The sequence below is a fragment of the Actinoplanes sp. NPDC049668 genome (assembly GCF_044465445.1).
GTDB lineage: Bacteria > Actinomycetota > Actinomycetes > Mycobacteriales > Micromonosporaceae > Actinoplanes.
Genome location: NZ_JBITLR010000007.1, coordinates 508,752 through 526,330 on the forward strand (window position 1 = coordinate 508,752; position 17,579 = coordinate 526,330).

The 17,579-nt window shown below is 72.1% G+C and carries 13 protein-coding genes; 3 read left to right on the top strand and 10 right to left on the bottom strand.

The genetic code is table 11. The features are described 5' to 3' along the window. From ACIBSW_RS30385 to ACIBSW_RS30410, 6 genes are all read right to left on the bottom strand, one after another. Entirely contained in the window at nt 1–666 is a 666-nt protein-coding gene (locus tag ACIBSW_RS30385; RefSeq protein WP_354729095.1) for a hypothetical protein, read from the bottom strand. Then, nucleotides 663–2,066, bottom strand: coding sequence for a selenium-binding protein SBP56-related protein (locus ACIBSW_RS30390; RefSeq protein WP_354729097.1), 1,404 nt, complete (start codon nt 2,064–2,066; stop codon nt 663–665). The genes ACIBSW_RS30385 and ACIBSW_RS30390 overlap by 4 nt, the downstream gene beginning before the upstream one ends. A gap of 59 nt (nt 2,067–2,125) precedes the next feature. Then, the gene (locus ACIBSW_RS30395; RefSeq protein WP_354729099.1) at nt 2,126–4,213 is read right to left on the bottom strand and encodes an ATP-binding protein; all 2,088 of its coding nucleotides are present in this window, start codon (nt 4,211–4,213) and stop codon (nt 2,126–2,128) included. A gap of 763 nt (nt 4,214–4,976) precedes the next feature. Continuing rightward, nucleotides 4,977–5,660 carry a tRNA (guanosine(46)-N7)-methyltransferase TrmB gene (gene trmB, locus ACIBSW_RS30400; RefSeq protein WP_354729101.1) on the bottom strand — a complete coding sequence of 228 codons (684 nt, stop codon included), beginning with the start codon at nt 5,658–5,660 and terminating at the stop codon, nt 4,977–4,979. A gap of 482 nt (nt 5,661–6,142) precedes the next feature. Further along, the gene (locus ACIBSW_RS30405) at nt 6,143–7,123 is read right to left on the bottom strand and encodes a hypothetical protein (protein ID WP_354729103.1); all 981 of its coding nucleotides are present in this window, start codon (nt 7,121–7,123) and stop codon (nt 6,143–6,145) included. Nucleotides 7,124–7,246: 123 nt separating this feature from the next. Further along, nucleotides 7,247–7,900 carry a hypothetical protein gene (locus ACIBSW_RS30410; RefSeq protein ID WP_404799512.1) on the bottom strand — a complete coding sequence of 218 codons (654 nt, stop codon included), beginning with the start codon at nt 7,898–7,900 and terminating at the stop codon, nt 7,247–7,249. A gap of 175 nt (nt 7,901–8,075) precedes the next feature. On the opposite strand from ACIBSW_RS30410, the gene ACIBSW_RS30415 reads away from it, so the two are divergent. The 3 genes from ACIBSW_RS30415 (at nt 8,076) to ACIBSW_RS30425 (ending at nt 10,666) form a co-directional block, all read left to right on the top strand. Beyond that, the gene (locus tag ACIBSW_RS30415; RefSeq protein WP_354729105.1) at nt 8,076–9,074 is read left to right on the top strand and encodes an RNA polymerase subunit sigma-70; all 999 of its coding nucleotides are present in this window, start codon (nt 8,076–8,078) and stop codon (nt 9,072–9,074) included. Between the two features lie 5 nt (nt 9,075–9,079). Beyond that, a complete protein-coding gene (locus ACIBSW_RS30420; protein WP_354729107.1) occupies nt 9,080–9,817 on the top strand; it encodes a DUF6069 family protein in 738 nt (245 codons plus the stop codon). Nucleotides 9,818–9,892: 75 nt separating this feature from the next. Then, nucleotides 9,893–10,666: an alpha/beta hydrolase family protein gene (locus tag ACIBSW_RS30425; protein ID WP_354729109.1), complete on the top strand. Its 774-nt coding sequence runs from the start codon at nt 9,893–9,895 to the stop codon at nt 10,664–10,666. Here ACIBSW_RS30425 and ACIBSW_RS30430 read toward each other — a convergent pair. The 4 genes from ACIBSW_RS30430 to ACIBSW_RS30445 form a co-directional block, all read right to left on the bottom strand. Beyond that, entirely contained in the window at nt 10,663–12,249 is a 1,587-nt protein-coding gene (locus tag ACIBSW_RS30430) for a methyl-accepting chemotaxis protein (RefSeq protein ID WP_404799500.1), read from the bottom strand. The genes ACIBSW_RS30425 and ACIBSW_RS30430 overlap by 4 nt on opposite strands. Before the next feature lie 49 nt (nt 12,250–12,298). Continuing rightward, complete coding sequence (locus tag ACIBSW_RS30435) at nt 12,299–13,204, bottom strand: PAC2 family protein (RefSeq protein WP_354726321.1); 906 nt, start codon at nt 13,202–13,204, stop codon at nt 12,299–12,301. A 123-nt stretch (nt 13,205–13,327) separates the two neighbouring features. Continuing rightward, the gene (locus ACIBSW_RS30440; protein WP_354726320.1) at nt 13,328–14,947 is read right to left on the bottom strand and encodes a methyl-accepting chemotaxis protein; all 1,620 of its coding nucleotides are present in this window, start codon (nt 14,945–14,947) and stop codon (nt 13,328–13,330) included. Between the two features lie 100 nt (nt 14,948–15,047). Then, complete coding sequence (locus ACIBSW_RS30445) at nt 15,048–17,393, bottom strand: bifunctional diguanylate cyclase/phosphodiesterase (protein WP_354726318.1); 2,346 nt, start codon at nt 17,391–17,393, stop codon at nt 15,048–15,050. Nucleotides 17,394–17,579: the final 186 nt, after the last annotated feature.

Here is a 17,579-nt window from a genome sequence, read left to right on the forward strand (position 1 = left end):
TCAGGTCGTCAGGGCGATGGTCAGGGCGCCCGCCGCGACCATCACCGCGGCCCACAGCTTGTCCACGTTGAACCAGGCCCGGCGCAGCACGCCGAGGCCGACGAACTCGTAGACCAGCACCGCGCAGGCCGCCATCACCGCGAACATCGCCACCGTGTGCACGCCCGCCGCGAGCAGCCCGTCCAGGGCCGCGGCGGGCGTGCCCGCCAGGCCGGCCGGCGCGGCGGCGGCCAGGTGCGCCCCGTGCCCGGCCGGCCGCGCCGCCGGCGCCGTCGTCGCCAGTACGGGCAGCAGCATCAGCCCCGCGCCGTGCGCCGACGACATCAGGAACGACCAGCCGGCCAGCTGCGCCGCGGACAGGCGCATGCCGGCCCACCGGAAGTGCCGGGCCGAGAGCAGCCGCCACAGCCCGAAGCCGACCAGGACGACGCCGCCGACGATCGCGACCACGTTCCCGGCGACCACCGACTCCGTCGCCGACACCACCGCCGCGACGATCGCCACCGAGGCCAGGTGCCCGGCGGCGATCGGCGGCAGCGAGTACAGCAGCACCGGCCGGCTGCGCTCCTGCATGCCGCGGGCCACCGCGAAGAGCCAGCCCATCGCCGGGTTCAGCCCGTGGAAGGCACCCAGCCCGGCGAGCACCGCCAGCTGGCCCGCCGTCACGGGAAGCAGTACGAATCGGACGAGGCGTCCCCGCCCTGCAGCCGGGTCTGGTGCACCCGCCGGCCCCTGAAGTCGTCGCCGTGCGGGAAGAAGCGCGGATCCAGCGTCATGCCGCCCGCCTCGGGATCCACGTCGATCTTCGCCATCCAGGCGCCCACGCCGTCCGGGTAGAACTGGTCGTCCCACGCGCCGTAGAGCGAGTTGGTCACGTAGACGCGGCGGCCGTCGCGGGAGACCTCGACCATCTGCGGGCCGCCGGCGAGCCGCTCCTGCGGGAACGACGGGTGCGCCACCCGGCCGACGATGCCGCCGAGGCGTATCGAGCCGGTCTCCACCGGATGCAGCGGGTCGGAGACGTCGAACTGCTTCAGCTCGCCGGTGCCCCAGCACGAGACGTAGAGGAAGCGGTCGTCGACGGAGAGGTCGATGTCGGAGATCAGCGGCGGCACGGCGCCGAACGGCTGCAGCGCCGGCGGCAGGTCCGCGGCGTCGGCGGGCTCGGCCGGCACGTCGATGACCTTGGTGACGGTGAACTCGCCGCCCGAGCGCTGCCACACCCACACCGACGCCGACAGGTCCTCGACGCTGACGACCACGCCGAGGAAGCCGTACTCCCGGCGGGGATCGTGCGCCGGGCGCAGCTCCAGGGTCATCTGGTACTGGTCGCCGAGGTCGACCGTCTGCACCAGGGTGCGCTTGGCCAGGTCCCAGAAGTGCAGGCGGTGGCCGTACTTGCGGCCCAGCAGCAGCTCCGGTACCAGCCCGTCCTCGATCATGGACGGCGTGCCCCACTCCGAGGAGACCAGCACGTCGCGGGTCAGGTGCCACCAGAAGTCGTACGCCAGGTACTGGTCGCCGCGGTCGTTCTCCCACGGCCCGCGTACCTCGAACGTGGTGTGGTCCAGCACCGCGATGCCGCCCGGGCCCTCGGCCGAGCCGCCGCCGAGCGCGGACACGTAGATGCCGTCCGGGCCGCAGTGGATCGTGTGCGGCCGCGAATAGCCGGCCTTGCCGGCCAGCTCCTCGGCCGGGATCTCCTTCACCAGTACGGGATTGCGCGGGTCCGCCTTGGTGTCCAGCACGTAGATCCGCGAGGAGCGCAGGCCGGGGACGATGAGGTAGCGCCGCTCGACGTGCGGGTGCGGCGCGGTGGGGCACAGGGCGCTGCTGCACGCGTTCCACCCGAAGTGGTGCAGCTCGTCGCCCGTGTGCGGCAGGTCGGTCCAGCCGACCACCGTGCCGTACGCGGCGGAGTCGGGATCGGTGTCGACGACGGCGATGGCGTCCGGCAGCTCGGCCGAGCGGTCGAACGCGGCGACGTACGCCAGCTGTTCGGCGGGCGCGCCGGCAGCATCGCGTGCGGACGGGTAGAACGTCGGATCGGGGGTCCACCTGGTCATGTCCGTAATCCTGCTACCGCGGCCGGGCTGTGAACAGGGTCACAACTGTCAAGGACCTGTCAACGGGTGTTCAACGGCAGCCGGACCAGCACCGTCGTCCCTGGACCCTCGTGCTCGGTGACCTCGATGCTGCCGTGGTGGCGCTGCACGACGGCGCGGCTCAGGGTCAGCCCCAGCCCGCTGCCGGTTACGGCCTGGTCCCGGGCCCGGCTGGTGCGGTAGAGCCCGGTGAACATCTTCTCGCGCTCGTCCTGCGAGACGCCGATCCCGGTGTCGGTGACCGCGAGCTCCGCGGTCCGGCCGACGCTGCGCAGCGTCACGCCGATCTCCCCGCCGTCCGGGCTGTACTTCACGGCGTTGCTCAGCAGATTGTCGACGACCTGCCGCAGCCGCTCGCGGTCGCCGGGCACGACCAGCCGCTCGGGCAGCTCGTCCACGATGGTGACCGGCTCGTCGGCGACCGCCTCCCGGGTACGCTCCACCGACTCGCGGACGATCTGGGCCAGGTCGACCGGCGACAGCCGCACCGAGGCGTGCCCGGTGTCCAGCGCGGACAGTTCGAGCAGCTCGTTGATGATGTGCCGCAGCTGGGTGGCGTTGCGGTCGATGACCTCGAGCAGCCGCGGCCCGTCCTTGACCAGCCCCTCGGCGTCCGCGTCGCGCAGCAGCTCGGTGTACGCCGCGATCGAGGTGAGCGGGGTCCGCAGCTCGTGGCCGACCAGCGACAGATACTCGCTCTTGCTGCGGGCCAGCTGCCGCTGCAGGTCCTCGACGAGCCGCCGCTCGATGAACTGGGCGATCTGCGCCGAGATGCCGGACATCAGCGCGACCAGCTCGTCCTCGGGATCCTCGATGGTGTCGGCGAACGCGACCAGGACGCCGAGCGTCTCGAGCCCGTTGCGGACCGGCACGGCCAACGCCGTGTGCAGCTGCGAGGCCTCGGCGGTCGCCGCCGAGATCAGGCTCTGCGGCCGCCCGACGTCCCGGATCCACAGCGGCTTGCCGGCCTGCCAGGCCCGCCCGGCCAGGCCGGTGCCGTACGCCAGCTCGCCGGGCACCTCGATGTCGGCCTGCCAGCTCGGGGAGTGCCAGCTCGCGGCGGAGCGCACCACCCCGGCGGCGTCGTCGGCGACCCACAGCTCGGCATGCGTCCAGCCCAGCGTCGTCACCACGGCCTCCAGCACCCGCGGCCCGGCGGCCTCGACGGTGGGCTCGGCGGCCAGGGCGGTGATCACGGCGAGCTCGCAGGTGCGGAACCGTTCGGCCCGCTTGCGCCGGGTCACGTCCTGGATGGCCTGCACCGCGCCGACGGTCCGCCCGTCCGGCCCGAGAATGGGCTGCGCGTCGACCAGATAATGGCGGGTGCGCCGCCCCCGGAGCTGGAACGCCATCTCCTCGTCGCGCAGCCGCTCGCCCCGCAGCGCCCGGAACAACGCGAGATCCTCGCGCCGCAGCGGGTTGCCCTGCGCGTCGGTCAGCCCGGCGAACGCCGCATCGTCGTCCAGGTCGCCGGGGAACGGCGCGCTGCCCCACAGCCGGTGCATGCGCGCGTTGACCAGCACGATCCGCCCGTCGGCGTCGCAGGCGGTGACGCCGTCGTGCAGGCTGTCGACCACGGCGTCGAGAAAGCGGTGCTGCCGATCGATCTCCAGCCGGCTGAGCTGCTCGGTGATGAGCAGGTTGGCGACGTACGCCGCGTCGCCGACGGCGGCGACGTCAGCGTCGCTCCACGGCCGCGGCTCGGTGTCGAGGGCGCAACAGACGCCGACGATGACGCCGGCCTCGTCCCGGACCGGATGACCCAGGTAGGCGCCGGTCATGCCGACCCGGTGTATGGGGGAGCCCGCCGGGACCCGGGGGTCGGCGCGGAGATCCTCGATGACCAGCGGCCGGCCGCTGGTGATCAGGATGCCGGCCAGGGTGTCGTCCAGGCTGACGTCGGCGACGTCCTCCCACCGCACGCTGATGCCGTAGCCGCCGTAGCTGCGCAGCCGACCACCCTCGACGAAGTGCACCAGGCCGGCGGGCGCGTTGGCGGCGCGGGCGATGAGCGCGGCAAGCTGATCGGCGGCACCGCTGGTAAGCAGATTCCGCCGCGGCGCCGAGTCACCCTGCCATCCCGCCGTCCGCGGAGTCCACGAGCCCACCGCCTGCGATCCAGCCTGGGGCGATGCAGGCTGGGGTGATCCGGGCGGGGTTGACTCGGGTTCGGGCGATCCGGGCGTGGGTGATCCAGCCACGGGTGATTCAGACTCGGGCGGCCCGGGTGTGGGCGGCCCGGCATTGGGTGTTCCCGCCTTGGCCGTTCCGGCCCTGGGCGGTCCGGGCTTGGGTGGTCTGGCCGTGGGTGGTTTGGGCGTGGGCGGTCCAGCGGCGGGTGTTACGGCCGTGGGTGTTCCGGGCTTGGGTGGTTCGGGCGTGGGTGGTCCGGGCTTGGGTGGTCTGGCCGTGGGCGGTCCAGCGGCGGGTGGTCCGGGCGCGGGTGGTCCGGGCTTGGGTGGTCCGGCCGTGGGCAGTTCAGCCGCGGGTGGTTCGGGCGTGGGTAATTCGGGCTTGGGCGTTCCGCGCTTGGGCGGTCCGGCCGTGGGTGTTCCGGAAGTGGGTGTTCCGGGCGTGGGTGATTCGGGCGTGAGTGAGCCAGGCGGGGGTGAACCGGGCGCGGGTGATCTGCGCGTGGGTGGTCCGGGCGTGGGTGAGCCAGGCGTGGGTGATTCCGGCGCGGCCGGGCCGGGTCCGGGGGTCGGTGCGGGCGAGGGATCCGGATCCGGATCCGGTCCGGCGGACCCGGCGCTCAGCGCTCCCGGACCGGGCTGGCGCCCGAGGCCAAGATCACTTTGCCGCATGCTCCGACCTCCGCCCTCAAGCCTACGGGCGGCAAAGCCGTAAAAACGGCAAACCGGAGGTTAAGGCCTACCTGCGGCGATAGATCAGGTCGAAGACCTCGCGGCCCGCGGTGACCCCGCGCCGCTCGAACTTGGTCTCTGGGCGGTAGGCCGGGCGTGGGGCGTAACCCTCGTGTGCGTTGATCAGGCCCGGATCCGCCGACAGCGTCTGCGCCATGGACTCCGCGTAGTGCGCCCAGTCCGTCGCGCAGTGCAGCGTGCCGCCCGGGCGCAGGCGGTCCCGCAGGAGGGCGACGTTGGCCGGCTGGATCAGGCGGCGCTTGTGGTGGCGCGCCTTGGGCCAGGGGTCCGGGAAGAAGACATGCACCGCGTCGAAGACCCCCGGCTGGATCTTGCGGACCAGCTCCATCGCGTCGCCGTGCACGACCCGCACATTGGTCAGACCTTTCTCGCCGATCAGCGCGAGCAGGTTGCCGATGCCCGGCGTGTGCACCTCCACCGCCAGCAGGTCACGACCCGGGTCGGCCTCGGCCATCGCCGCCGCCGAGTCACCCATCCCGAAGCCGATCTCCAACACCCGCGGCGCCTCGCGGCCGAACAGTTCCCCCAGGTCGAGGGGCACGCGGTCGCCGTCGAGCACGGTCAGGCCGTATGCCGGCCAGAGCTCGGTCATCGCGTCCGCGTGCCGGGCACCCATCCGCCCGCGCCGGGGATGGAACGTCCGGATCGGGCGTTCTGTCGTGTCGCTCATCAGGCCGCCCACGATACGCGGAGGCCGACCCGAACGCCCGGCCCGGCCCAGCCCGCGACCGGTCGGTCACACCAGCTCCAGCGGGCCGCTGGGTCGACCTGCGGGAGCTGGGCGGTTGGCCCGGACCGGGAATGCCAGGCCGGGTCGTGACCGTCACGTTGCCGCCGTCTTAACCAGAAGTGCGGGCTGGTCTGGGAGCGCCGGGCTGGTGTGGGAGTGCCGGGCTGGTGTGGGAGCCCGGGTTGGTCTGGGAGTGCCGGGTTGGTCTGGGAGCCCGGGCTGGTCTGGGAGCGCCGGGCTGGTGTGGGAGTGCCGGGCTGGTGTGGGAGCCCGGGCTGGTCTGGGAGCGCCAGGCTGGTCTCGGAGTGCCGGGCTGGTGTGGGAGAGCCGGGACGGGCTGCGGCTGTCGGTTGTCGCTGCTTCAGGTGGGTGTGCGGGCCGGCCCGGGGTGCCGGGTCGGCCCGTGGTCGTTCGGGAAAGGGTTACCGCGTCGGCTGGACGGTCGGCTGGGAGCCCGGGTGGAACGGGGTGCGGGTGCCCGTGGTCAGGTTGATGACCATGACCCAGGAGCTGCCGCCGTGGTTGGCCGTCAGGACTCCGCGGGCCTTGTCGACGTACGCCAGCTCGCGGTCCTGGACGGCGCCGAGGTTGCGCTTGGCGCCGGTCGCGACGTCGTATTCGACCACGTGGACCGGCTGGTTCTCGGCCGTGGTCTCGCCCTGCTGCCACGCGGTCCAGGCCAGCTTCGCGCCGTCCGGGCGCCAGTTGGGCACCACCGCGAAGCCGGAGTTCTGCAGGCTGCCGCCGCCGTAGGCCGCGACCGTCTTCTCGGCGCCGGTCGCCACCGTGCCGATGCTCAGGCAGGCGTCGTACGTCGACTCGCAGTCGCCGCCGCGGAAGGCGACCCTCGCGCCGTCCGGCGACCAGGCCACCGCGTCGTCGTAGCGCAGCCGGTCAATGAGCGAGCCGGTCGCCGCGGCCTTCGTGGCGGCGGACTCGTCCGGCAGGTCCTGCTCCTTGCAGGAGCTGGGGAAGACCACCGCGGGCTTCGCGCCGGTCCCGGTCGCCGAGATCCGGTAGACGCCCGGGCCGCCGGTGCAGGACAGCGACGCGAAGGCGATCGTCCTGCCGTCCGGCGCCCACGACGGGCCGGCGGCGGGCCGGGTGGTCAGCCGGCGCTTGGCGCTGCCGTCGGCCTTCATGGTCCACAGCTGGCCGGCCTTGAGCAGGGCGATCGACTTGCCGTCGGGCGAGAAGCGGGGGCGCGACCAGCCGCCGCCGGTGGTCAGCCGCGACTCGGTCGCGCCCCTGCTCGCGTACACGTCGCCGGAGCGGACGTATGCCACCAGGCTCGGCGTCGTCGGGGTGGCCGCCGCGGCGGGCGCCGCCTGGAAGGCCGCCCCCGCCGCGACCCCCGCCATCGCCACCACCGTGTTGCCCGCGAACCGCGTGACTGCCCTCATGACCGACGCCCCCCGACGTAGTACCTGCTTGTACCTCAACGATCGTCGCAACCAGGCTGCAACTAAGCAGTTCCCACGCCGAAACCAAGAAAAATCGGAACCGTTCGGGTCAGCGGGCCTTGATCAGGCGGCGGTGGCCGCCCACATCGCGATGAACGCGGCCGCCTCGCCGGCCAGCCAGCGCTCGACGTCACCGGCCTTCGCGCCCGGGTCCATCCGGTGTGAGACGCCGCGGCGCAGGTCGACCAGGACCGGCTCCGCGCCGGGCAGGACCTGGTCCATGTGCCGGGCCATCAGGTGCAGCGTCGCCGTGATCGCCTCCGTGGTCGGCGGCTGCTCGTCGAAGTGCAGCCGGACCGCCTCGCGGCGGCCGTCCGTGTAGCGCAGCCCGAAGTGAGGGTTGATTTTCACCGCGAGCGGGCCGACGGAGGCCAGGGCATCCCGGGTCTGCGCGAGACTGATCTCCTCCGGGTCGCCGAGCGAGTGCAGGTAGGTCGTCGCTCCGGCGCTGACCGCCTCGTAGAGCGGCTTCCACCGCGGCTTGACCAGATCGGGGACGCCGCCCAGGTAGCTGCCGCCGGTGCGGAAGGCGATGTCGGCCTTGAGCGCCTTCACCAGCTGGCCGTGCGGGTTGAAGCCGGAGCGGCGTTCGCGCTGGCGCCGGAGTCCGCCGACGAAGGTGGCCTTGGCCGGGCCCGTCCGCGCGACATAGCGGGTGAACCCGAGCATCGTGGTGTATGGCGGAATCGTGGACAAAACAGGCGTCGTCACAATGATCTCCCCGCAGCTCAGCGCTGGTTTTAGTACACACATACTAATCGACGGGTACGACATTCCCCAAACGCTGCGGTGACCGTGCGGATGCGCTGAGTGATCAACGGTTGGTGATGAGTTTTCGGGTCCGGACCCGTCACACCTACGACGGGACATGACAAGGCGGAAGGATGACGTGATGGGTGCGGACACGCGGCTGGGGGAGACGGGCGTGAGCGGTCTCGGCGAGGAGGGCGAGCTCGCGTTCTCGGGGCTGGTCGAGCGGCACCGGCGGGAGCTGCACGTGCACTGCTACCGGATGCTCGGGTCGTTCGAGGACGCCGAGGACACCGTGCAGGAGACGTTCCTGCGTGCCTGGCGGCGGCGGGAGACCTTCGAGGGGCGCTCGACGTTCCGGGCCTGGTTGTACCGGATCGCCACCAACGCCTGCCTGGACCTGCTCGCCAAGTGCCGGCCGGAGCCCGCTACCGGCGGCGAGGTGCAATGGCTTCAGCCGTACCCGGATCGGCTGCTCGACGAGCTGCCCGCGGGCGGCGCGGACGAGCCGGAGGCCGTCGCGCTCGCGCGGGAGACGATCGAGCTGGCGTACCTGGTCGCGGTCCAGCATCTGGCGCCGCGGCCGCGGGCCGTGCTGATCCTGCGGGACGTGCTCGGCTGGCCGGCGAGGGACGTCGCGGAGCTTCTCGGAGACTCCGTCAACTCGGTGAACAGCGCGCTGCAGCGGGCCCGCGCCGGCATGCGGGAGCACCTGCCCGCGCAGCGGCAGGACTGGACCGGCGGCGAGCAGGACGCCGAGACGCGCGAGCTGGTGCGCCGCTACACCGACGCCAGCGTCGCCACGGACATCGACCGGGTCGCCGCGCTGCTGCGGGACGACGTCCGCTGCTCGATGCCGCCGACGCCGGGACTGTTCGTCGGCCGCGACGCGGTGGTCAGCGACTGGGTCGAGAGCGGCTTCGGGGAGATGACGAACCTGCGCACGGTACCCACGTCCGTGAACCGGCAGCCGGCCGTCGCCTTCTACCACTGGCGGGAACGGGAGGGCGCCTACCTGCCGCTGACCATCGACGTGCTGCGCGTCGCCGGCGGGGCGATCGCCGAGATCTTCACGTTCCACGCCGACCGGTTCCCGCGGCTCGGCCTGCCGGAGCGCCTGCCGGCGTACGGCACCGAGTAGTCCCCGTGTGGACGCTCGCGCTGCGCGGCGGCGCGCGCGTCGCGGTGGTCGCGGCGCAGTGGCGCGACGCGTTCGGCGTCGTCACCCGCGGGCGGGTGCAGCTGGAACTGCGCGACGGCGAGCCCGGGCCGGTCCTCGGCCGCGACGCCGGGTTCTGGCTGCGCGGCACCGGCGTCCGCGCCCTGCGCAACCCCGGCCGCCGCACCGCGACGGTATGCATCATCACGCCCAAGCCCAGGAACACCCCGACTACGGAGGAACGACATGAACAGCAGGCAGGGACACCCCCACCATGGAGGAACGGCATGAACGGCAGGGATGACACCGGGGTCGTGGCGGGTCAGGCACCGGGCAGGCTCCGCGGGCTGGCCGTCACCGGACTGGTCGCCACGCTCGTGGCGGTGGTCGCCACCACCCTCGCCGCCGCGCTCGCCAAGGGCGTCGGCGTCGACTTCGAGATCCCCGATGGGGGCGAGACCATCCCGCTGGCCGGGTTCGCCGTGGTGACCGGCTTCTTCTCGGTCGTCGGCGTCGTCATCGCGGCGGTCCTGCTCCGCTGGAGCGCTCGCCCCGCCGCGCGGTTCGTGTGGACGGCGGTGTCGCTGACCGTGATCTCGTTCGTCCCGCCCCTCGTCTCCGGGGCGGACACCGGCACCGTCGCCGCCCTCGTCGTGCTGCATCTCGTCCCCGCGGCGGTGATGATCCCCGCCCTGACGCGGAGCCTGCGCGCCCGGACCGGCTGACGATGTCGCCACGCGGCGCCGGGGTATGAAGAGCGCGCCCGGCCGCCGGAACGTGGTCGATGAATACTGGGGACCATGGCACTGATCCGCTGCGACTTCTCCTCCGAGGCCCTCGAGCTCGGCACCTCCATGACCGTGCTGCTGCCCGAGCGCGCGGGCGCCCAGATCGGGCTCACCGGGCACGACACCGACGCGCCGCCGCCGGTGCTCTACCTGCTGCACGGCCTGACCGACGACGACACCGCCTGGACCCGCTACACCTCCATCGAGCGGTACGCGGCCGAGCGCGGCCTGGCCGTGGTCATGCCCCAGGTGCACCGCAGCTTCTACGCCGACGAGGTGTACGGCGCCCGGTTCTGGACGTTCCTGTCCGAGGAGTTGCCGGCCGTGGTGTCGTCGTTCTTCCGCGTCTCGACCCGCCGGGAGGACACGTTCGTGGCGGGCCTGTCCATGGGCGGCTACGGCGCCTTCAAGTGGGCGCTGCGCGATCCGGGCCGGTTCGCGGCCGCCGCCAGCCTCTCCGGCGCGCTGGACCTGGCGTATGTGAGCCAGTGGGACAAGCGCCCGCACATCACCGCCCTCGTCGCGCGGGTCTTCGCCGGCCGCCCGGTCGCCGGCACCGACGACGACCTGCTGCACCTGCTCGCCACCAACCAAGGCGACCTGCCGCGGCTGCTGCTGCGCTGCGGCGACGGCGACCACCTGGTCGCGCAGAACGAGCGCTTCGTGGCGGCCTGCCACGAGCACGGCGTCGCGATCGACGCCGCGTTCGGCCCGGGCGAGCACGTGTGGTCCTACTGGGACGCCCAGATCCGCACGGTCCTCGACTGGCTGCCCCTGAAGAACTAAGACCGCAGGCTGCTCGCCATCCGGGCCTGCTCCTCGAGGACCTCGTTCATGCGTGCCTGGACGGCGTCCATCTGGCCGATCGTCTCGCTCGTGGTGAGGATGCCGGCGGAGACCGTACGCGCGCTGTTCTGGATCCCGGTGATCTGCTCCGAGACCCGCTGGGTGGCCTCGGCGGTCTCCCGGGCCAGGTCCTTGACCTCGCCCGCCACCACGGCGAAGCCCTTGCCGGCCTCGCCGGCGCGGGCCGCCTCGATGGTCGCGTTGAGCGCCAGCAGGTTGGTCTGCTCGGCGATCGACGAAATGATCTTGATGACGTCGCCGATGGCGGTCGACGCGTTGCCCAGGGCCTCGACCTCGTTGGTCATGTCGGAGGCACGGTTCACCGCGTCCTGCGCGACCCGGGTCGCGTCGTCGCTGGCCGCGCGCAGCCGCGAGACCGTGTCGAGCAGGGCCTGCGCGTTCTCCGCGGTGTTCTCCACCGCGCGGACGATCTCGAGCCGCTGCGACACCAGCTGCGCCACGTTGCGCAGCGCCGAGGCGCGCGACTCGGACAGTTCGATGAACTCGTTGGTGAAGAAGTCCATCGTGCCGACGATGCGGCCGTTGCTGTGGATCGGGAAGCACACGCCCGAGCACACCCCGGCGCGCTGGGCGGCCGGCGCCCGTACGCAATCGGTGAGCTCGCCGATGTCGCGGGCGAAGACCAGGTCACCGGCGCGCCAGGCCCGGCCGGAGAGGCCGGCGCCCTCGGCGAACGTGGCGGCCAGCGTCACCTTGCGGAACTCGTCGCTGACCGTGCCCGAGTCGACCTTGAAGCGCAGCACCTCCTGCTCCTCGTCGACCTGCCAGTAGGAGCCGTAGGACCAGCCGAACGTCGTGCGCACCGAGTCCAGCGTGTTGCGCAGCGCCGACGCCAGGTCGGCCGAGTCGCCGAGCACGGCGACCACGTTGGTGACGGCGGCGCGGTCGACGGCGGCCTGCCGCAGCTCGGCGGCGGCGACGGCGCTGAACCGGGCCTGCTCGGCGATGCGGGCGATCGACGCCCACTTCTCGCCCCGCGGCCCGTCGATGTAGAGCGGCTCGGCGGAGTAGTACTCCAGCACCGCGATCTGCTGGTCGCGGTGCAGGACGGGAATGACGACGGCGGCGGCCATGCCGGCCCGGCCGGCGGCCTGGCAGCGCAGGCAGTCCTCGCAGCCCGCCAGCGCGCCGAGGTAGACGAAGCGCTTCGTGCTCCAGGCCTTGCCGACCAGGCCGACGTCGGCCGGTACGGGCCGGTCCGCCACGACCGCCCGCAGCTCGGGCGTGATCGGCCCGGTCTCGTACGCCACGACGAGGTTGCCGTCGCCGTCGGGCAGCCAGGCCGCGCCGTAGCTGAAGTTGTGCGAGGCGACGGTGCTGTCGACGGTGATCCGCCAGGTGGACGGCCCGTCGGTGACCTGCTCGAGATCCGTGATCAGCTTCTCGAGGCTCTCGACGTCCTGCGGTACGGGACGCACCGTCGCGCCGGCCGCAGGCCGTGATCGAAAAGGGGCCACCCTGTCGCTCCAATGTCCGGCACCACACCGCAATCCACTAATCATGGGACAGCGCGGGCCGGTGACGGGCCGTAATGGCGAAGCTGTGGCGGCCTCAGTCGGTGTCGCGGGCCTGCTCGGCCAGGAACCGCTCCAGCTCGGCGCCGAGCTCCTCGGCGGTGGGCAGCGGACCGTCCGACTCGGCCAGCAGGTTGCCCCGGCGCCCGCGCAGGAACGCGTCGTACTGCGCCTCCAGCGACGACACCAGCCGGCCCGCCTGCTCGTCGGCGGCGATCTGCTTGTCCACCTCCTCGCGGACCAGCTCCGCGGCCTCGCGCAGCTGACCGGTCGGCAGGGCCAGGCCGGTCGTGCGGGACACGGAGTCCAGCAGCAGCTCGGCCGCCGCCGGGTAGGTGGTCTGCGCCAGGTAGTGCGGCACGTGTGCGGCGTAGCCCATCGCGTCGTGGCCGGCCTTGCCGAGCCGGAACTCCAGCAGGTTGCCGACGCTCGCCGGCACCTGGACGCGCTGCAGCCACGACTCGCGGTCGCCGAGCAGGCGCTGGTCGGTGGCGTGCGCGGTGATGCTCACCGGGCGGGTGTGCGGCACCGCCATCGGGATGGCGTTGAGGCCGACGGTGAGCTTCACGCCGAGCCGCTCGATCAGGGCGGTGACGGCACCGATGAAGCGTTCCCACTGCAGGTCCGGCTCGGGGCCGGCGAGCATCAGGAACGGCGTGCCGAGCTGGTCGCGCAGCAGGTGCAGCGCGAGGCTCGGCTCCTCGTAGCTCTCCCAGTGGTCCTCGACGAAGATCATCGAGGGGCGGCGGGAGCGGTAGTCGAGCAGCTGGTCGACGTCGAAGGTCGCGAGGACCCGGGCGTCGAGCTGCTCCAGCAGGTGTTCACGGGAAAGCTGGATCGCGCTCCCGGCGTCGACGAAGCCGGTGAGCGCCTGCAGAAGCACCGGGGCGTCCAGCTCAGGCAGGTCGTCGGCCAACTCGTAGAGCCCGTGTGGGTCGAGCACGCTCTTGACCTCCTCAGAATGCGTCCGCCCATCGGCGGGCAATGTGGTGTCAACACCGGAGCCCGCGCGTTCATTCCTGCCCGTCCGCCTCCGGCCGCTGCGGATGATCTTCGCAAACGCGTCTCAGACCCGGAACTGGGCTACCAGGCTCTGCAGCTCGTCGGCGAGGCGCGCCAGCTCCGCGGCCGTACGCCGGGACTCGCCGACGCTGTCGTTGGTGCTCTGCGCGGCGTCGGCGACGGCGGTGATGGTCTGCGCGATCTCCGTCGATCCGCCGGCCGCCTCGGAGACGCTGCGCCCGATCTCGGTCGTGGTCGCGGTCTGCTCCTCGACGGCCGAGGCGATGGTGTCGGAGTACGCGTTGATCCGCTCGATGACCTCGGCGATCTGGGCGATCGCGTCGACCGCGGCCGAGGTGTCGGTCTGGATCGCCTGGATCCGGCTGGAGATCTCCTCGGTGGCCTTCGCGGTCTCCTGTGCCAGGTCCTTCACCTCGCTGGCGACCACGGCGAAGCCCTTGCCGGCCTCGCCGGCGCGGGCCGCCTCGATGGTCGCGTTCAGGGCCAGCAGGTTGGTCTGCTCGGCGATCGAGGTGATCACCTTCACGATGTTGCCGACCTCGGCGGAGGAGACGCCGAGCTTGGCGACGGTGGTGTTGGCCGACTGCGCCACCTCGACCGCGCCGCGGGCCACGTCGGCGGCGTCGGCGGCGCTGGTGGCGATCTCCCGGATCGACGCGCTCATCTCCTCCGAGGCGGCGGCGACCGTCGCGACGTTGGCGCTGACCTGCTCGGCGGCGGTGCTCACGTGTCCGGCCCGGGTGCTGGTCTGCTCGGAGTTCACCGCGATGCGGCCGCTGAGCTCGGTCATCTCCTGCGCCGAGCCGGCCAGGGTGTGGCTGCTGCCGCTGATCTGCGAGATGGTGCTGCTCAGGGTCGCCGTGGCCCGGTCGAGCTGCGCGCCCATCCGCCCGATCTCGTCGGTGCTGGTCGCGCCGATCTTGGCGGTCAGGTCGCCCTCGGCGATCCGGTCGATGACGTCGGCGACCGTGCCGACCCGCTTCACGATGCCGCGTGCGATCGCGAGGCCGAGCGCCGTGGCGAGCACGAGGCCGACGACCAGCACGATGATGACGAAGTTGCGGCCCGACTTGTACGCCGCCTCGGCGTCGGCCTTGTTCGCCGCCGCCGCCTCGTTCTCCTGCGCGGCGAGCTGTTCGAGGTTGTACTTGGCCCGGATGATCGCCGGCGTGAGCTGGGAGTCGCGCACGGCGATGGTGGCGGCGGGGTTGCCGCCGCGCGCCGTCTGCAGATAGGTGTCCCGGGCGACCGTGTACTTGTCCCAGAGCAGGATCGTCTGGTCCATCAGCTGCGGGTTGACGGTGTTCTCGCGGTAGGCGGCGTTGTCGGCGTCGATCTGCGCGTCGAGCGCCTTGATGGTCGGCAGCCACGACGCGTCGGGGGTCTGTCCGTAGTTGAGAACGGCGGAGTGTTGGCTGCCGACGTCCGAGGTGATCCTGTTCAGCTGCTGCGACGCCACGAAGCTCTCGTCGTAGAGGTCACTGACCGCCTTGTTCAGCGTCGACATGCCCAGGATCGCCGCCGCGCCGACCAGCGCCGTGACGAGGGTCGTCGTGCCGACGATGATGAGGATCTTCGCGTTCAGCGACCGGTTGGCGATCCAGCGCCTCGCCGGGTTCTTCCAGCGCTTCCGGGCGGAGGGCTTGGGCGCGTCGGCAGTCATCGGTGGGCAACCTCGTGAGTAGTCCGGCGGGAACGGATCGTCCCTTTCCCACTATCGACTGCCATACGGGTTCACCGAGGTGATATCCGTATGTTCAGGACTACACCGGCAGGACGCTCGCCGCCCGCAACTGCTCGCTGACCTGCTCGGGGGAGAGCGGCCGGGAGAAGTGGTAGCCCTGCGCGTACCGGTAGCCCAGCCGGTGCAGGGTCTCCGCCTGCTCGGCGGTCTCGACGCCCTCGGCGATCGCCTGCAGGTGCAGGCCGTTGGTGATCTGGATCATCGCGGTGGCGATGACCGCCTCCTCGGAGCGGCCGCCGATCCCGTCGACGAACGACTTGTCCACCTTGAGGATGTCCGCCGGGCAGGTGCGCAGCAGCCCCAGCGAGGAGTGCCCGGTGCCGAAGTCGTCCAGCGCGATGCGTACGCCCAGCGTGACCAGGTTCTGCAGCGTGTCCAGGGCGATGCCGCCGTCGAACACCGCGGTCTCGGTGACCTCGACGACCAGCTTCTCCGGGTCGAAGCCGGTGTCGGCGAGCGCCGCACGCACGTCCGCGGCGAAGCCGGGCTCGCGCAGCTGACGGGCCGAGACGTTGACGCCGATCTCGCCGGGCGCGCGGTCGCCGAACGTCGCCTGCCACTGCGCGGCCTGTGCCAGCGCGGTGCGCAGGATCCAGTCGCCCAGCGGCACGATCTGGCCGGTGCGCTCGGCGATCGGGATGAACACGTCCGGGCCGATGAAGCCGCGCTCGGGGTGCTTCCAGCGGATCAGGGTCTCCAGCGACGTCCACTCGCCGCCCGGCAGCGCGACGATCGGCTGGTAGACCAGCGAGAAGTCGCCGTTGTCGAGCGCCTGGCGCAGCTCGGCGCCGAGCTGGGCGTCGGCCGCCTGGTCCCGCTCGAGCCGGGCGTCGTAGACGGCGTGCCGGCCCTTGCCGCGTTCCTTGGCGGCGTACATGGCGAGGTCGGCGCGGCGCAGCAGCTCCTGGGGGCTGGCGTCCGGCCACACCTCGGACAGGCCGATGCTGGCGTTGACCAGCAGGTCGTGGCCGAGGGCGTGCACCGGGCGGGTGAGGGACTCGGCGATGCGGTCCAGCACCTCGGTGGCCTCGTCGCTGCGCAGGCCGTGCAGCAGCAGGCCGAACTCGTCGCCGCCGAGGCGGGCCACCACGTCGCCCTCGCGGACGGCCTCGCGCAGCCGCTGCGCGACCACGATCAGGAGGGCGTCGCCGACGGCGTGGCCGAGCCGGTCGTTGATCGTCTTGAAGTCGTCGAGGTCGATCAGTGCCAGGCTGAGCGTCTCGCCCGGGGCGATCGCGTACAGGGCGTCGCCGGTCTGCTGCTCGAACAGGGTCCGGTTGGCCAGGTCGGTCAGGTCGTCGTAGCTGGCGCGGTGGGTGAGCTGGGACTGGTAGCTGTTGAGCTGCACCAGGTTGGCGTCCACCCGGCGCAGCAGCCGGCCGTTCTCCCAGAGCGCGTTGACCTGCCGGAACACCACCAGGGCGGTGAGCAGGACGGCGCCGAGCGCGACGGTGAACACGGTGCCGCCGGCGGCGTGGCCGATGATCAGCAGCAGCGCGTCGGTGGCGGCGACGGCTACATAGGGCACGTAGCTGAAGGTTCGGCGGCGCTGCTCCGGCAGCGGAACCCCGGCGGCCCGGCGCTGCCGGTCGGCGGCGAACACCACGAAGAGCAGGGTGCCGGGAATGAACATCTGCGAGCCGCTCTGACCCGGGCCCAGGTCGAACAGCAGGGGGAACAGTGCGCCGCCGGCGACGCCGACGGCCGCGGCGGTCGCCAGCAGCCGCAGCGCGACGCGGTCCGAGCCGCCGGAGCCGCTGATCGCGACCTTGATGAAGGCGAGCGAGCCGACCAGCCCGAGGGCCATCAGCATGATCATGGGTACGGCGGCCGTGCCGCTCGAGTTCCACGGGTCCCGCACCTGGGTGGCGAGATACCAGACGAAGATGGTGGCGGTGACGGCGACGATGCCGGCGTCGAGGACGAAGCGGACCACGATGCGGTCGCGCTCCTCGCGGTCCTGGATCGGCACCCGCAGCAGGGCCCCGAGCAGGACGATCATCGCCAGCACGTAGCAGATCGAGGTCGGCAGGTAGTCCAGGCCGTCCGTCCGGGGCGGGTTCGCCACGGCCAGGCGGGTGTCGCCCAGGACGCCGAGCACGATCAGGACGCAGACGGCGGACAGGGAGCGCCACACCCGGCGGGTGTTCGGGTCCAGGCCGGGCGAGGAGGCCGCACGCCAGCAGGCCCATCCGGCGATCGCGGTGCCCGCGATCGCGGGCAGCCAGCCCCAGACGGCCTGGGTACGCTGCTCGGTGGCGTTGACGGCCAGCAGGATGACGGACCCGGCGAGCACGGCGACGGCCGCGATCAGCAGCGGAGTCGGGCGCAGCCGCTCCACCCGCCGTTCGTTGCCGGTGGTCATCGTCGCGTGGTCCTCCCGCCGAGTGTCCTGCCTGTCTCGCAGGGCCAATCGGTCGAGGCGCGTCCGGAATGAGCGGAAAGCCACGCGGCGGGCGTCACTCACTCGAAAAATTTGGCCAGCACGTGCATATGCACGTGCGGCAGGCCTAAGGTCCTAACAATCGCCGCTCCGGCGCCGATTGGGTCC

Excerpts from the sequence above, each read along its gene's own strand:
- ACIBSW_RS30445 (WP_354726318.1), bottom strand. The coding sequence starts at position 17,393 with ATGACCACCGGCAACGAACGGCGGGTGGAGCGGCTGCGCCCGACTCCG.
- ACIBSW_RS30415 (WP_354729105.1), top strand. The coding sequence starts at position 8,076 with ATGGGTGCGGACACGCGGCTGGGGGAGACGGGCGTGAGCGGTCTCGGC.
- trmB (WP_354729101.1), bottom strand. The coding sequence starts at position 5,660 with ATGAGCGACACGACAGAACGCCCGATCCGGACGTTCCATCCCCGGCGC.
- ACIBSW_RS30425 (WP_354729109.1), top strand. The coding sequence starts at position 9,893 with ATGGCACTGATCCGCTGCGACTTCTCCTCCGAGGCCCTCGAGCTCGGC.
- ACIBSW_RS30440 (WP_354726320.1), bottom strand. The coding sequence starts at position 14,947 with ATGACTGCCGACGCGCCCAAGCCCTCCGCCCGGAAGCGCTGGAAGAAC.
- ACIBSW_RS30405 (WP_354729103.1), bottom strand. The coding sequence starts at position 7,123 with ATGAGGGCAGTCACGCGGTTCGCGGGCAACACGGTGGTGGCGATGGCG.
- ACIBSW_RS30430 (WP_404799500.1), bottom strand. The coding sequence starts at position 12,249 with ATGATTAGTGGATTGCGGTGTGGTGCCGGACATTGGAGCGACAGGGTG.
- ACIBSW_RS30390 (WP_354729097.1), bottom strand. The coding sequence starts at position 2,066 with ATGACCAGGTGGACCCCCGATCCGACGTTCTACCCGTCCGCACGCGAT.